The organism is Streptomyces sp. NPDC001828 (genome assembly GCF_042892175.1).
In the GTDB taxonomy this organism is placed as follows: Bacteria; Actinomycetota; Actinomycetes; order Streptomycetales; family Streptomycetaceae; genus Streptomyces.
On sequence record NZ_JBIATV010000009.1, the window covers coordinates 1 to 14,916 of the forward strand.

Consider the following 14,916-nt stretch of genomic DNA (forward strand, 5'->3'; position numbering starts at 1 on the left):
CGCCCGGTTACATTCCGAACCCGGAAGCTAAGCCTTTCAGCGCCGATGGTACTGCAGGGGGGACCCTGTGGGAGAGTAGGACGCCGCCGAACAATATTTCAGGACCCTTGGTCCCAGCGTTCACGCTGGGACCAAGGGTCCTTTTGTTTTTCCGCTTTTCTTTGCCGAAGCGCGTCGGGCAGCCGACTGCGCGAGAATGACTGCAGTACCCGAAGACTAGGAGTCACGATGCCCACCAACTCTCCCGACGACCGTCCGGAGCGCGAGCCGCGCCGTCAGGACGGTGGCGACCGGGGCGGCTACCGCGGTGGTCGAGACGACCGCGGTCCGCGTCGCGACAACGACCGGGGCGGTTACGGCGGGCGTCGTGACGACAGTCGTGGTGGCTCCTCCGGCGGTGGTTACCCCCGCCGCGACGACCGCGGCGGTCGCCCCGCCGGCGGTGGCAGCTCGTTCGGCCGCCGTGAAGACCGTCCCGCCCCGCGTCGTGATGACGACCGTGGTGGGTTCCGTCGCGATGACAACCGTGGCGGTGGCGGCGGTGGTTTCCGTCGTGACGACACTTCCGGTGGTGGCTACGGTCGTCGTGACGACAGCCGTCCGGCCCCGCGTCGTGATGACGACCGTGGTGGTTTCCGCCGTGACGACAACCGTGGCGGTGGCGGCGGTTTCCGCCGCGATGACAACCGTGGTGGGTCTTCCGGTGGTGGCTACGGTCGTCGTGACGACAGCCGTCCGGCCCCGCGTCGTGATGACGACCGTGGTGGTTTCCGTCGTGACGACAACCGTGGCGGTGGCGGCGGTGGTTTCCGTCGTGATGACAACCGTGGTGGCGGTAGCTCGTACGGGCGTCGTGACGACAGCCGTCCGGCTCCCCGTCGTGATGACGACCGTGGTGGCTACGGTCGTCGCGATGACAGCCGTCCGGCCCCGCGTCGTGATGACGACCGTGGTGGTTTCCGCCGCGACGACAACCGTGGTGGTGGCGGCGGTTTCCGCCGCGATGACAGCCGTCCGGCTCCGCGTCGTGACGACGACCGTGGCGGCTTCCGCCGCGACGACAATCGCGGTGGCGGCGGTGGCTCCTACGGCCGTCGCGACGACAACCGTGGTGGCTCTTCCGGTGGTGGCTACGGTCGTCGCGATGACAGCCGTCCGGCCCCGCGTCGTGATGACGACCGTGGTGGCTTCCGTCGCGATGACAACCGTGGCGGCGGTGGCGGCGGTGGTTTCCGTCGTGATGACAACCGTGGTGGCGGTAGCTCGTACGGGCGTCGTGACGACAGCCGTCCGGCTCCCCGTCGTGATGACGACCGTGGTGGCTACGGTCGTCGCGATGACAGCCGTCCGGCTCCGCGCCGGGACGATGACCGTGGTGGGTTCCGTCGCGATGACAACCGTGGCGGTGGCGGCGGTTTCCGTCGCGATGACAGCCGTCCGGCTCCCCGTCGTGATGACGACCGTGGTGGCTACGGCCGCCGCGATGACAGCCGTCCGGCCCCGCGCCGGGACGACGACCGTGGCGGATTCCGTGGGCGTGACGACCGGGGTGACCGCGGTGGGTACCGTGGGCGCGACGACCGGGGCGACCGTGGCCGTGACGACCGTGGTGGCTTCGGGCGTCGGGACGACCGGGACCGCGACCGTGAGCCCATCAAGCGGCTGCCGATCGACGAGGACATCACCGGCGACGAGATCGACGCCGATGTGCGCCAGGAGCTGATGAGCCTGCCCAAGGGTCTCGCCGAGGACGTCGCGAGCAACCTGGTCATGGTGGCGCGGCTCATCGACGAGGACCCCGAGCAGGCCTACGCCTACTCCCGCATCGCGCTGCGGCTCGCCTCCCGCGTGGCCGCCGTTCGCGAGGCCGCAGGCTTCGCCGCGTACGCCACGCAGAAGTACTCGGAGGCGCTCGCGGAGTTCCGTGCGGCGCGTCGGATGACCGGCACCGTGGAGCTGTGGCCCGTCATGGCGGACTGCGAGCGCGGTCTCGGCCGTCCCGAGCGGGCGCTTGCCATGGCCGGCGAGCCCGAGGTGCAGAAGCTCGACAAGGCCGGACAGGTCGAGATGCGCCTGGTCGCGGCCGGTGCGCGCCGGGACATGGGGCAGCTCGACGCCGCCATCGTGACCCTGCAGAGCCCCGAGCTCGCGTCGAACTCCGTACAGCCGTGGACCGCGCGCCTGCGCTACGCCTACGCCGATGCGCTGCTGGCGGCCACGCGTGAGGACGAGGCCCGTGAGTGGTTCGCCAAGGCTCTCGAGGCGGACAAGGACGGTTCGACCGACGCCTCCGACCGGCTCGCCGAGCTCGACGGTGTCGACTTCGTCGACGCCATGGTCGAGGACGACGAGGACGTGGACGGCGACATCGACGCGCCGCGCGCCGATGTCGAGGACGAGCCCGACTTCGACGACGAGGGCGAGGAGGAGGACGACTTCGAGGGCGACGACACCGACGTCGTGCGCGCCGCCGAGATCGTCGACGCCGACCTGGTGGAGCCCGCGCCGGGCGAGTCCGAGTCCGCCGTGTCGGCCGAGTCCGTTCCGTCGGCCGAGCCGGTCCAGCCGGTCGAGGGCGAGAAGAACGCCTGACAGATGACGGTGTTTGACAGCCGATAGCTGATAGCTGACAACTGGCTTCTGCGAATGGTCAGTTGTCAGCCGGTAGTTGAGCGAGAGAGGCGGTGCCCCATCCGGGGCACCGCCTCTTTTCGTTTCGCCTCTCGTCCCGCTCGCCGTTCGGCGGTCAGTTCACCGTCAGGCTGCGCAGGACCAGGCCCGTCGCCGGCTTCGGGCCGAAGGAGGTCGACTTGCGGGGCATCGTGACGCCCTGGCGGGCCAGGTCCCGGACGACCTCCTCGCGTACCGGATGCATCAGGACCGCCGTCTTGCCGTGGCGTTCCGCCTGCTCGACCGTCGCGGCCGTGTCGTGGATGTACGCGATCTCGTCCGGGGTGTCCGGCGTGTGCCAGATCTCGTCGAGCAGGGTCGAGTGCAGGACCGTCGCGTCGAGGGAGCGCCAGGCCGGGGGCCGGTCGGCGCGGATCGTGCGGGCGAGCAGGGCCTCGTCCGGGTGGTCCAGGAGGTGGAAGCGGCCGTCGCCCGCGAGGAGGAACGCGTTGCCCCGCGCGGCCGCTTCGGCGAGCGTCTCCAAGGCGCCGGCGAGCGGCACGTCGAGGGTGCGGACGCGGAAGGCGCCGGACTCGGTGACCGCCGCGAGGGCCTTGGACACCGGGAGCCGGTGCAGGAGGCGGTGGATCGCGCGGACCCGCAGCGGATAGCGGGCCGTGTCCACCAGGAGCACGAGGCCGAAGTCCCAGGGGCCCGGCGAGCTCTGTTCGTCGCGCAGGCGCAGATAGGTGGCCCACCGGTGGTGGCCGTCGGCGATCACGGCCTGGTGCGCCGCGAGGTCGGCCTGCACCTCCGCGAGATCGGCCGGATCCGTGAGTGCCCACAGCCGGTGGCGGAATCCGTCCTCCGTGGTGGTGCGCAGCAGCGGTTCGCGCAGGATGGCGCGGTCGATGACGGCGGTCGCGCCGGGCGGGGTGCTGCTGCCCTGGTAGGTCAGGAGCAGCGGTTCGAGATGGGCGGCGGTGGTCCGCATGAGGGCCGCGCGGTCCTCGACGACGTGCGGCATCACGTCCTCGTGCGGCAGGACGATGCCCTCGGCCGGTTCGGAGAGGGCGAGCGCGCCGATCAGCCCGCGTTGCAGGATGCCGTCGCCCTCCTGCTCGTACACGTAGAGGGCGGGCACGGGGTCGGGCGCGAGGACGCCCTCGTCGAGCCAGTCGTCCAGGGTCAGGGCGGCCTTCTGGTTGCGGGCGGCCGGTGAGGAGGCCTGCGGAAGGATCAGCCGGACGATGTTGTACGGGTCCGCCGACTCCAGGTGCAGCAGCCCGTCGGGGCGTACGACTACGTCGTACGGCGGTGAGGTCACCGCCGCGAGGCTGCCCACCCGCTCGGGAACATAGCGCAGTCCGCGGAACGGGATCAGGCGCAGCCCGAGGTCCGCACGCCCAGTTGTGCTCATCTGTGCATCGTATGTGGGAGACGGGTATGCGCGATGATCGGGGGCAGAGCATCGAAAGAGGAGTGGATGAGGATGAGCCAGACCGGCCGGATCATGACGAGCGGCAGCGAGCGGGCGCTGAGCGAGGCGTACGACACGGCGCTGCTGGATCTGGACGGGGTCGTCTACGCGGGTGGCGAGGCCATCGCCCATGCCGTGGACGCGCTGGCCGAGGCGCGGGACGGCGGGATGCACCTCGCGTACGTGACGAACAACGCGCTGCGGACACCGGACGCGGTGGCCGAGCACCTGACCGAGCTCGGGGTGCCCGCCGAGGCGGGCGATGTGATCACCTCGGCGCAGGCGGTGGCACGGCTCGTCTCCGATCAACTCCCGCAGGGATCAAGGGTGTTGCTCATCGGTGGCGAGGGGCTGCGGGTCGCCCTCGTGGAGCGCGGGCTGGTCCCGGTGGAGTCGGCGGACGACGATCCGGCCGCCGTGGTGCAGGGCTACGGGGGTCCGGACATCACCTGGTCGCGGTTCGCGGAGGCCTCCTACGCGGTGGCTCGCGGGGTGCCGTGGTTCGCTTCCAACACCGATCTGACCATTCCCAGCGGGCGGGGCATCGCGCCCGGCAACGGCGCCGCGGTCGAGGTCGTGCGCATCGCGACCGGAGCCGAGCCCCAGGTCGCGGGCAAGCCGCTGCCCCCGATGCACCGCGAGACGGTGCTGCGGACCGGCGCCAAGAAGCCGCTGGTGGTCGGGGACCGGCTCGACACGGACATCGAGGGTGCCTCCAACGGCAAGGTGGACTCGCTGCTCGTGCTGACCGGGGTGACGGACGGCGCCCAGCTCCTGGCCGCGCGGCCCGAGCACCGGCCCACCTATGTCGACGCGGACCTGCGCGGCCTGCTGACCGGGCAGTCCGAGGTGAAGGGCGAGGGCGGCCGGTTCGCGTGCGGCGGCTGGACCGCTTCCGTGACGGACGGGGAGTTCGCCCTCGACGGGGACGGGGAGGCGCTGGACGGGCTGCGGGCGCTGTGCGCGGCCGCCTGGAGCCACGCCGGGGACGGGGCCTGCGAGCTGGACGCGGCGAAGGTGCTTGAGCGCCTGGGCCTTTGAGCCCGGGCCGGGGGCGCCGCAAGTGAAGTGCAGGGTAGGCTAACCTAACCTGCGTGTTGGTAGACAGCCCCCCTCAGCAGCGCGACGGGACCACGTCCGCGCCCCCGGCCCCGACCGCGAAACGCCGTACGCTGCGCGCCGCGGGTCTGTTCGCGTCCGTGGGCGTGCTCGCGCTCGTCGCCGTCGCGAGCATCGCGGTCGGCGCGAAACCCATGCCGCTCGGGGATGTCTGGCACGGCCTCTTCCACGCCTCGGGCACCGCCAACGACGTCCTCGTTCATGACGTACGGGTGCCGCGGACGCTGCTCGGACTGCTCGTCGGGGCCGCGCTCGGGCTCGCCGGAGCGGTCATGCAGGCCCTCACCCGCAACCCGCTCGCCGAACCCGGCATCCTCGGCGTCAACGCGGGAGCGGCCGCCGCCGTGGTGTCCGCCATCAGCTTCCTCGGGGTCAACTCCCTCACCGGATATGTGTGGTTCGCGTTCCTGGGCGCGGGCGTCGTGTCGGCGGCGGTGTACCTCCTCGGCGGCAGCCGGGCCGCCACACCCGTGCGGCTCGCGCTCGCCGGAACGGCCGCGAGCGCCGCGCTCTACGGCTACATCAACGCCGTGCAGCTCACCGACTCGGCCGCCCTCAACCAGCTCCGGTTCTGGCAGGTCGGCTCGCTGGCCGCGGCGGACATGGCGACCGTCACCAAGGTCGCGCCGTTCATCCTGGCCGGTGTCGTCGTCGCCCTGCTGCTCGCGCGGCCGCTGAACGCGATGGCCATGGGCGACGACACCGCCCGCGCGCTCGGCGCCCGGCTGACCCGTACCCGTGTCCTGTCGATGGTCGTGATCACCCTGCTGTGCGGGGCGGCGACCGCCGCCTGCGGGCCCATCGTGTTCATCGGGCTCATGGTCCCGCACATCGTGCGCGCCATCACCGGGCCCGACCTGCGGTGGATCCTGCCGTACGCGGCCGTGCTCTCGCCCGTGCTGCTGCTCGGCTCCGACGTGGTCGGCCGGGTCGTCACCCGGCCCGCCGAGCTCCAGGTCGGCATCGTCACGGCGCTCATCGGCGGGCCCGTCTTCATCTGTCTCGTACGGCGCAAGAGGATGGCCCAGCTGTGAAGGCGATACGCATCCCCGGCGGCTTCTCGCTGCGGGCCGAGCCGCGCGCGATGGCCGTGGTCGGCGGGCTCGTGGTGGTGGCGCTCGCGGCCGCCGTGGTCCTGATCGGCACCGGCGACTTCACGATCCCGCCCGCCGACGTGATCAGCGGTCTGCTCGGCTCCGGCACCCCGGCGCAGGACTTCATCATCAACGAACTGCGGCTGCCGCGCGTGCTCGTGGCGCTCCTGGTGGGGGCCTCGCTCGGGATCTCGGGGGCGCTGTTCCAGTCCATCTCCCGCAATCCGCTGGGCAGTCCGGACGTCATCGGCTTCGGCCAGGGCTCCTCGGTCGGCGCGCTCACCGTCATCGTGTTCTTCCACGGCGGCACGGTCGCCGTCTCCTTCGGGGCGCTCGCCGGCGGCCTCGCCACCGGCCTCGCCGTCTACCTCCTCGCGTGGAAGAAGGGCGTACACGGCTACCGGCTGGTGCTCGTCGGCATCGGCGCGGCCGCGATGCTCACCGCCGGCATCCACTACCTCCTCACCAAGTCCACCCTGGTCGACGCCACCCGCGCGATGGTCTGGCTCACCGGCTCCCTCGACGGGCGCGACTGGGCGCAGGTCTGGCCGCTGCTCGTGCTGTTCGTGGTGCTGCTTCCGGTGGTACTCGCCTACGGGCGGCCGCTCAGGATGCTGGAGATGGGCGACGACGCGGCGTACGCGCTCGGCGTGCCGGTGCAGCGCACCCGCACCGTCCTGATGCTCTGTGCCGTGCTGCTCAACGCCTCGGCGACGGCGGCCGCCGGGCCCATCTCCTTCGTGGCGCTGACCGCGCCGCAGCTGGCCCGCCGCCTCACCCGGGCCACCGGGCCGAACATCCTCGCGTCGGCCTGCATGGGCGCGGCCCTGCTGGTCGTCGCCGACTGGGGTGCGCAGCGGCTGTTCGGCGAGAGCACGCTGCCGGTGGGGGTCCTGACCGGCATGGTCGGCGGCGTCTACCTGCTGTGGCTCCTGGTCACCGAGCGCCGGGCGGGCCGGATATGAGCCGTCGTCCCGCGACCCCAACCCCCAACTCCCTTACGGCTTCCGGTTCTTCTGGCAGGAGTACGAGCATGCAGCGCCTCAGCGCGGAGTCGGTCACCCTCGGCTACGACCAGCGGGTGATCGCCAAGGACCTGTCGGTCGAGATCCCGGACCACTCCTTCACGGTGATCGTCGGGCCCAACGCCTGCGGTAAGTCCACCCTGCTGCGGGCCCTGTCCCGGATGCTCAAGCCCAGCGAGGGGCGGGTGCTGCTCGACGGGCAGACCATCCACTCGCTGCCCGCGAAGAAGGTGGCGCGGACCCTCGGGCTGCTTCCGCAGTCGTCCATCGCGCCGGACGGGATCACGGTGGGCGACCTCGTGGCGCGCGGGCGCTACCCCCACCAGGGGCTGCTGCGGCAGTGGTCGCCCGAGGACGAGCGGATCGTCCAGGAGTCCATGGAGGCGACGGGGGTCGGGGGACTGGGGGAGCGGTACGTCGACGAGCTGTCCGGTGGGCAGCGCCAGCGCGTCTGGATCGCCATGGCGCTGGCTCAGCAGACGCCGCTGCTGTTGCTCGACGAGCCGACGACGTTCCTGGACATCCAGCACCAGATCGAGGTGCTGGATCTCTGTGCGGAGCTCCATGAGTCGCAGGGCCGGACGCTGGTGGCCGTGCTCCACGATCTCAACCAGGCCGCGCGGTATGCCTCTCACCTCATTGCCATGCGGGACGGGGAGGTGGTGGCCGAGGGGCCGCCGTCTTCCGTGGTCACGGCGGAGCTGGTGGAGCGGGTGTTCGGGGTGCGGTGTCAGGTGATCCCGGATCCGGAGACGGGGACGCCGCTCGTGGTGCCGGCCGCGCCGCGTCGCTCCGCGCTGGTGGGCTGAGTCTTCCCCGCCCCGCCCCTGTGCGGGTGGGTGAGCTGGTCTCCTGGGGGCTGTGCCCCGCAGCCCCCCGTTCGCCCGTACCCGGGGCTTTCAGGGGCGCGGGGAACTGCGCGAACGGCCCCGGTCAGAGCAGGGTGCGGAGGTGGAGGAGGTCTCGTAGTCCCGCTTCCAGGCGGACTCGGCCCGAGGCCCACGCCTTCGCGAAGTTCAGGTCGCCGGCGACCAGGGCGACCAGGTCGTCGCCCTTCATCGCCAGGCGGATCTGGGCCTTCTCGCGGGGGCGTCCCGGCGCCGTGTCGAGGACCTCGATGCGGCCGCCCCGCAGCCGGCCCGCGAACGTGACGTCCAGGTCCGTGATGTGGCAGCTCAGCGAGCGGTCAAGGGTGGCCGCGGCGCGCACGTCGCCCCGCGCGCGGGCCAGGTTGTCCGAAAGTCTGTCGAGTGCGTCGCGGCACTCCTCCATGGTCGCCATCGTGACCGACCGTACCCCAGGGCTTCGCGGTAGCGTCTTGGCATGAGCGACTCGATGCCGGGCCCCGAGGCGGAACCCGAGGTGGAATCCCGGACGGAACCCGAGGCGGGCGGGCCCCTTCCGCTGGGCGTGGCCCGTACGCCCACCGGCGACGCCGACACCGACGCCCTCGTCGAGCGGCTCGGGGACGTGGATCACCTCGGTACGGACGGCCACCTGGAGGTGTACGAGGATGTACACCGGGGGCTGCGCGACGCGCTGACCGCGTTGGACGCCGGCCAGGGGGGAACCTCCGGGCCGGTCCGGCCGTTGGCCGGTCAACGGCCCTAGCGGTCCGCCGGACCGTCGACGAACTACGACTACAGGAGCTGAACCGAACGTGGCAGGAGTGGCACGCCGCCGCCTCGACGCCGAGCTGGTGCGCCGGAAACTCGCGCGGTCGCGGGAGCACGCCGCCCAGCTGATCGCCGCGGGGCGGGTGAGCGTCGGCAAGACCGTCGCCACGAAGTCCGCGACCCAGGTCGAGACCGCTGCCGCCATCGTCGTCGTCGAGGACGACAGCGATCCGGACTACGTGTCGCGCGGCGGGCACAAGCTCGCCGGGGCGTTCGCGGCCTTCGTCCCGCGGGGCCTGAAGGTCGAGGGCCGCCGGGCGCTCGACGCGGGCGCCTCCACCGGCGGCTTCACCGACGTGCTGCTGCGCGCCGGAGCCGGCCACGTGGTCGCCGTCGACGTCGGTTACGGACAGCTCGCCTGGTCCCTGCAGAGCGACGACCGGGTCACCGTGAAGGACCGTACGAACGTACGCGAGTTGACGCTCGACGACCTCGACGGACAGCCCGCCGACCTCGTCGTGGGCGACCTCTCCTTCATCGCGCTCGGCCTGGTCCTGCCCGCCCTGGTGCGCTGCTCGGCGCCCGACGCGGACCTGGTCCTCATGGTCAAGCCGCAGTTCGAGATCGGCAAGGAGCGGCTCGGCAGCGGCGGCGTCGTGCGCAGCCCCGAGCTGCGGGCCGAGACCGTGCGGACCGTGGCGGCCCAGGCGGCCGGGCTCGGCCACGGCGTGGTCGGGGTCACCGCGAGCCCGCTGCCCGGGCCCTCCGGCAACGTCGAGTACTTTCTGTGGCTGCGGGCCGGGGCGCCCGCACTGGATCCCGCGGACGTGGAACGCGCGGTGGCGGAGGGACCTCAGTGAGCTCGTTGGAGAACACCCCGGAGAGCGGTACGGCGACCCGTACCGTGTTCCTGCTCGCGCACACCGGAAGACCCGCCGCCATCCGCAGTGCGGAGCTGGTCGTGCGGGGGCTGCTGCGCAGCGGCCTCGGCGTGCGGGTGCTGCGGGCGGAGGCGGCCGATCTGCCGCTGCCCGCCGAGGCGGACATCGTCGAGGACGCCACCCCCGAGTGCCTCGACGCCTGTGAACTGCTCATCGTCCTCGGCGGCGACGGCACGCTGCTGCGCGGCGCCGAGCTCGCCCGGGCGTCCGGCGTGCCGATGCTCGGCGTCAACCTGGGCCGGGTCGGCTTCCTCGCGGAGGCCGAGCGCGACGACCTCGACAAGGTCGTCGACCGGGTCGTGACCCGGGCCTACGAGGTCGAGGAGCGCATGACGCTCGACGTCGTCGTGCACAACAACGGCGATGTGGTGCACGAGGACTGGGCGCTGAACGAGGCCGCCGTCCAGAAGGTGTCGCCCGAGCGGATGCTGGAGGTCGTCCTGGAGATCGACGGCCGTCCGGTGACCGGGTTCGGCTGCGACGGCATCGTGTGCGCGACCCCGACCGGTTCGACCGCCTACGCCTTCTCGGCCGGCGGGCCCGTGGTGTGGCCCGAGGTCGAGGCGCTGCTCATGGTCCCGATCAGCGCGCACGCCCTGTTCGCCAAGCCGCTGGTCACCTCGCCGACCTCGGTCCTCGCGGTCGAGGTCCAGCCGGGCACCCCGCACGGCGTGCTGTGGTGCGACGGTCGCCGTACGGTCGAACTCCCTTCGGGCGCGCGGGTGGAGGTGCGGCGAGGAGCCGTTCCGGTACGGCTCGCCCGGCTGCACCACGCCTCGTTCACCGACCGGCTCGTCGCCAAGTTCGCCCTGCCGGTGTCGGGTTGGCGCGGCGCGCCGCACTGATCGGTCCGCGCGCGGCGGGCCTCAGGACAGGGCCAGCGTCCTGATCGCCCGCCGCCGCAGCGCCGCGCGCACCGGGATCCCCGTGGCGAGCAGCGTGAGGACGAGCGTGCCGCCCGTGATGGCGAGCGCGGTCGGCCACGGCAGGAACGGGATCCACGAGCCGAACGCGGCCACCAGCATCGGGGCCAGGGTCGCGAGCGCGATCACCGCGCCGAGCACCAGAGCCGTGGCCGCGACGATGCCGGCCTCCCACGCGGCCATCGAGCGGACCTGCCGGGGCAGCGTGCCCACCACGCGGAGCAGGGCGATGTCGCGGCGGCGCTCGAAGGAGATCATCGCCAGTGTGTTGGCCGCCGCGATCGCGGCGAAGCCGGCGTAGAGGCCCGTACCGAAGTAGTCGAGCCAGACCTCGCCCGGGCTGCCCGCCGAACCGGTGTAGTGGGCCGCCGTCGTATGCATCGCGATCTTGGTGAGGCCGAAGCCCGTGACCAGGACCAGCGGGACCACCGCGGCCGAGAAGCGGCGCGGCTGCGAGCGGACGTTGAGCATCGCCAGGCGGGCGCTGCCGCCGAACCCGCGGGCCGGCGCCGAGACGAGCCGGGCGGCCGGGCCCACCACCTTCGGGCCGAGCAGGCCCGCACCGGCGCAGAACAGCAGCAGGACGAGGAACGAGGCCTGTGCCGCGTCGTCCGAGGACTGCCGGGCCAGCGTCACCGACAGGGCGGCGCCGCCCGCCACCGCGAGCACGCCCAGCGGGGCCCGTACCCTGCCGAGCCCGCGCCGGCCCGCCGACGCCTCCTCCAGGGCCCGTGCCGGACGCAGGACCGAGAAGCGCAGCGCGGCCAGGAACGCGGCGAGCGCGGAGGTGACCACGGCGACGGCGAGACAGACCGGCAGCGCCCACCAGGTGAAGCGGTACGTCACCTCGGCCGGGATCAGGCCGTGCTCGCGCAGCCCCGTGAACCAGACCCGGCTCAACAGCCCGCCGCCGAGCAGGAACCCGCCCGCCGCGGCCGGTACGGCGGCGGCGACCGCCTGGGCCACCACGGCCCGCCGCACCTGCCGGGGCCGGGCTCCGATGGCCCGCACCAGGGCGAACTCGCGGTGCTGCTGGGTCACCGCGGTGCCCATCGTCGAGGCGATCACGAAGATCGACATGTAGATGGAGCCGATGAGCATCACGACCGCCATGTCGCCTATGCCATGGGCCGACATCTCGGCACGGGCGCCCGGGGACAGGCCGTCCGCCGACGTGCTGAGGAGAAGGGTCATCGACGCGCTCACCACGGTCGCCGCGAACAGCGCCGCCACGAACGTGCCGACGAACGCCGGGCGGTGGCCGCGCAGGGCGCAGTGGGCCAGTCCTGTACTCATGCGGCAAGGCTCCCGTCGGGGGTGGTGCCGGGACCATCCGGCGGGCCTCCCGATCATGCTGGGGTTTTCCCCCGCAACGGCGGTCCGGGCTCCACGAGAGGGCTCCACGAGAGGGTGACGGCACGGGGGGCGTCGCACACAGGGCTCTGGACCTCGTAAGGTCGTGTCCGTGTTGGAGGAGATGCGGATACGGTCGCTCGGGGTCATCGACGACGCTGTCGTGGAGCTGTCACCCGGTTTCACCGCGGTGACCGGCGAGACCGGCGCGGGCAAGACCATGGTCGTCACCAGCCTGGGGCTGCTGCTCGGCGGACGCGCCGACCCCGCCCTGGTGCGGATCGGCGCCAAGGCGGCGGTCGTCGAGGGCCGGATCGCGCTGCGGCCCGGCAGCTCGGCGGTGCTGCGGGCCGAGGAGGCCGGGGCCGAGCTGGACGACGGCACGCTGCTCGTGAGCCGTACCGTTTCCGCGGAGGGGCGCTCCCGGGCGTTCCTCGGCGGCCGGTCGGTGCCGGTCGGGGTGCTCGCCGAACTCGCCGACGAACTCGTCGCGGTGCACGGCCAGACCGACCAGCAGGGCCTGCTGCGTCCGGCCCGGCAGCGCGAGGCCCTCGACCGGTACGCCGGGGACGCGGTGGCGGGCCCGCTCGCCAAGTACGCCGGGGCCTACCGGAGGCTGCGGGCCGTGGCCGTCGAGCTGGAGGAGCTGATCACCCGGGCGCGCGAGCGTGCCCAGGAGGCCGATCTGCTGCGGTTCGGGCTCGACGAGATCGCCGCCGTCGAGCCGCTGCCGGGCGAGGACGCCGAACTCGCGGCCGAGGCCGAGCGGCTCGGGCACGCCGAGGCCCTCGCATCGGCCGCGGCCCTCGCGCACGCGGCCCTGGCCGGGAACCCGGAGGACCCCGAGAGCGTGGACGGGGCGACCCTGGTCGCCGGCGCGCACCGGGCCCTGGAGAGCGTACGGTCCCACGACCCGGCGCTCGCGGCGCTCGCCGAACGCATCGGCGAGGTCGCGATCCTGCTCGGTGACGTGGCCGGCGAACTCGCCGGATACGCCGACGACCTGGACGCCGACCCGCTGCGGCTGGCCGCCGTCGAGGAGCGCCGGGCCGCCCTGACCGCCCTCACCCGCAAGTACGGCGAGGACATCACGGCCGTGCTCGCCTGGGCGCAGGAGGGCGCGGCCCGGCTGACCGAACTGGACGGCGACGACGACCGGATCGAGCAGCTGACGGCCGAGCGGGACGGGCTGCGCGGTGAACTGTCGCTCCTGGCGCAGGAGTTGACGGACGCCCGGACCGAGGCCGCGGCCCGGTTCGCCGAGGCCGTCACCGCCGAACTCGCCTCCCTCGCGATGCCGCACGCGCGCGTCTCGTTCGCGGTCGGCCAGAGCGAGGACCCCGAGGGTGTGGAGGTGGGCGGGCGGACCGTGGCGTACGGGCCGACCGGCGCCGACGAGGTCGAGTTGCTGCTGGCCCCGCACCCGGGCGCACCGGCCCGGCCGATCGCCAAGGGCGCGTCCGGCGGTGAGCTCTCGCGGGTGATGCTCGCGGTGGAGGTCGTCTTCGCGGGCACGGACCCGGTGCCGACCTACCTCTTCGACGAGGTCGACGCGGGCGTCGGCGGCAAGGCGGCGGTCGAGATCGGCCGCCGGCTCGCCAAGCTCGCCAAGTCGGCGCAGGTCGTGGTGGTGACCCATCTGCCGCAGGTGGCCGCGTTCGCCGACCGTCAGCTCCTGGTCGAGAAGACCAACGACGGCACCGTGACCCGGTCCGGCGTCACCGTCCTGGAGGGCGAGAACCGGGTGCGCGAGCTGTCGCGGATGCTGGCGGGCCAGGAGGACTCGGAGACGGCCCGGGCGCACGCCGAGGAACTCCTCGCCACCGCCCGCGCCGACGGATAGGGCCTGTCCGGGTCGCCCCGCGCCTCTCGTAGGGTGACCCGTATGGCTGGAACAGGGCGCGGGATCAGGGCATTCGGGGTGGCCGGCGTGGTGGCGCGGGGCGTCTACGCGGGGCTGCGGACCCGACGCGACGAGCGCTTCCGGCGCACGAACTACGCGGGGCGCAGTGTCGACCTGTACTCCGGGCCCGCCGTCGCACTCGGCACGCTCGCCGGGAGCGCGACCCTGCCCACCCGGGCGGCCGGGCTGTTCGCGGTCGGGGCGGGCGCGCTGTGCGGGGCATACGACGATCTCCACAAGGACCACCGACGCGGCTTCCGCGACCACCTCTCGGCGCTGCGGAAGGGCGAAGTCACCAGCGGATCCGTCAAGTTGATCGGGATCGGCGGGGGCGCGCTGGTGGCCGGGGCGCTGCTCAAGGAGCGGCCCCTGGACAAGGTGCTCGCCGGGGTGGTCGTGGCCGGATCCGCGCACCTCGTCAACCTGGTGGACCTGCGGCCCGGCCGCGCCACCGGAGCCGTGCTCGCGCTCGCCGCCCCCGGCCTGCTGCGCGGTGCCGAGGCGGCCGTGCCGATGGGAGCGGCCGTGGCCGTGCTCGCCGATGACCTCGGCGAACGCACGATGATCGGTGACAGTGGGGCTCACGCGCTGGGTGCGGCGCTCGGGGTCGCCATCGCCGAGGGTAACGGGCGCGCCGGTCTCGCCCTGCATGCCGCCGGACTGCTCGCGGTGGCCGCGTGGGCGGAGTTCCGCATATCCCGCTCCCGCTGAGCGAGCGGCTGCGCCTGCGGCTGTCGGCAGAGCGGTTGCGGGTTCGGCCGCGGTGCGGGTGTGGGGTTCGGCCGCGTCGGCGCCGGCGGGTTCGGCCGCGGGCCGTGCGTGGCCGGGCGCGCGGTTCCCCGCGCCCCTTCT

The 14,916-nt window shown here is 73.0% G+C and carries 14 protein-coding genes and 1 rRNA gene; 12 read left to right on the top strand and 3 right to left on the bottom strand.

All coding sequences use genetic code 11. From position 1 onward, the window contains the following. The 3 genes from rrf to ACFYZA_RS24040 form a co-directional block, all read left to right on the top strand. Positions 1-92 (top strand): 5S ribosomal RNA (gene rrf, locus ACFYZA_RS24030); the annotation flags it as partial. 215 nt (positions 93-307) lie between these two features. Next, a complete protein-coding gene (locus ACFYZA_RS24035) occupies positions 308-1,723 on the top strand; it encodes a hypothetical protein (RefSeq protein WP_388492719.1) in 1,416 nt (471 codons plus the stop codon). Further along, complete coding sequence (locus ACFYZA_RS24040; RefSeq protein WP_388492720.1) at positions 1,708-2,592, top strand: hypothetical protein; 885 nt, start codon at positions 1,708-1,710, stop codon at positions 2,590-2,592. The genes ACFYZA_RS24035 and ACFYZA_RS24040 overlap by 16 nt, the downstream gene beginning before the upstream one ends. 154 nt (positions 2,593-2,746) lie before the next feature. Here the strand turns inward: ACFYZA_RS24040 and ACFYZA_RS24045 are convergent, their stop codons facing one another. Then, a complete protein-coding gene (locus tag ACFYZA_RS24045) occupies positions 2,747-4,030 on the bottom strand; it encodes a DUF1015 domain-containing protein (protein WP_382596769.1) in 1,284 nt (427 codons plus the stop codon). 72 nt (positions 4,031-4,102) lie between these two features. Here ACFYZA_RS24045 and ACFYZA_RS24050 point away from each other — a divergent pair, with 72 nt between their 5' ends. From ACFYZA_RS24050 to ACFYZA_RS24065, 4 genes are all read left to right on the top strand, one after another. Further along, positions 4,103-5,131 carry an HAD-IIA family hydrolase gene (locus ACFYZA_RS24050; protein ID WP_388492721.1) on the top strand — a complete coding sequence of 343 codons (1,029 nt, stop codon included), beginning with the start codon at positions 4,103-4,105 and terminating at the stop codon, positions 5,129-5,131. A 56-nt stretch (positions 5,132-5,187) separates the two neighbouring features. After that, a complete protein-coding gene (locus ACFYZA_RS24055) occupies positions 5,188-6,243 on the top strand; it encodes an iron chelate uptake ABC transporter family permease subunit (protein ID WP_382596785.1) in 1,056 nt (351 codons plus the stop codon). A 50-nt stretch (positions 6,244-6,293) separates the two neighbouring features. After that, the gene (locus tag ACFYZA_RS24060) at positions 6,294-7,268 is read left to right on the top strand and encodes a FecCD family ABC transporter permease (RefSeq protein WP_382596783.1); all 975 of its coding nucleotides are present in this window, start codon (positions 6,294-6,296) and stop codon (positions 7,266-7,268) included. A gap of 68 nt (positions 7,269-7,336) precedes the next feature. Next, positions 7,337-8,137, top strand: a complete 801-nt coding sequence (locus ACFYZA_RS24065; RefSeq protein WP_382596765.1) for an ABC transporter ATP-binding protein — start codon at positions 7,337-7,339, stop codon at positions 8,135-8,137. A gap of 124 nt (positions 8,138-8,261) precedes the next feature. On the opposite strand, the gene ACFYZA_RS24070 is transcribed toward ACFYZA_RS24065, so the two are convergent. Further along, on the bottom strand, positions 8,262-8,609 hold the full coding sequence (locus ACFYZA_RS24070) for an SCP2 sterol-binding domain-containing protein (protein ID WP_382596763.1): 348 nt from the start codon (positions 8,607-8,609) through the stop codon (positions 8,262-8,264). A gap of 42 nt (positions 8,610-8,651) precedes the next feature. On the opposite strand from ACFYZA_RS24070, the gene ACFYZA_RS24075 reads away from it, so the two are divergent. Genes ACFYZA_RS24075 through ACFYZA_RS24085 form a run of 3 tightly spaced genes read left to right on the top strand, consistent with a single transcriptional unit; the run spans position 8,652 to position 10,730 of the window. Further along, complete coding sequence (locus ACFYZA_RS24075) at positions 8,652-8,939, top strand: hypothetical protein (RefSeq protein WP_382596761.1); 288 nt, start codon at positions 8,652-8,654, stop codon at positions 8,937-8,939. Between the two features lie 49 nt (positions 8,940-8,988). Further along, positions 8,989-9,804, top strand: a complete 816-nt coding sequence (locus ACFYZA_RS24080; RefSeq protein ID WP_388492724.1) for a TlyA family RNA methyltransferase — start codon at positions 8,989-8,991, stop codon at positions 9,802-9,804. Then, complete coding sequence (locus ACFYZA_RS24085) at positions 9,801-10,730, top strand: NAD kinase (protein WP_382596756.1); 930 nt, start codon at positions 9,801-9,803, stop codon at positions 10,728-10,730. Before ACFYZA_RS24080 ends, ACFYZA_RS24085 begins: the two co-directional genes overlap by 4 nt. 21 nt (positions 10,731-10,751) lie before the next feature. On the opposite strand, the gene ACFYZA_RS24090 is transcribed toward ACFYZA_RS24085, so the two are convergent. After that, complete coding sequence (locus tag ACFYZA_RS24090) at positions 10,752-12,104, bottom strand: FtsX-like permease family protein (RefSeq protein WP_382596754.1); 1,353 nt, start codon at positions 12,102-12,104, stop codon at positions 10,752-10,754. A 181-nt stretch (positions 12,105-12,285) separates the two neighbouring features. Here ACFYZA_RS24090 and recN point away from each other — a divergent pair, with 181 nt between their 5' ends. Both recN and ACFYZA_RS24100 read left to right on the top strand, forming a co-directional pair. Then, a complete protein-coding gene (gene recN / locus ACFYZA_RS24095; protein WP_388492959.1) occupies positions 12,286-14,004 on the top strand; it encodes a DNA repair protein RecN in 1,719 nt (572 codons plus the stop codon). 42 nt (positions 14,005-14,046) lie between these two features. Next, positions 14,047-14,775 carry a hypothetical protein gene (locus ACFYZA_RS24100; protein ID WP_388492726.1) on the top strand — a complete coding sequence of 243 codons (729 nt, stop codon included), beginning with the start codon at positions 14,047-14,049 and terminating at the stop codon, positions 14,773-14,775. The last annotated feature ends 141 nt before the right edge of the window (positions 14,776-14,916 follow it).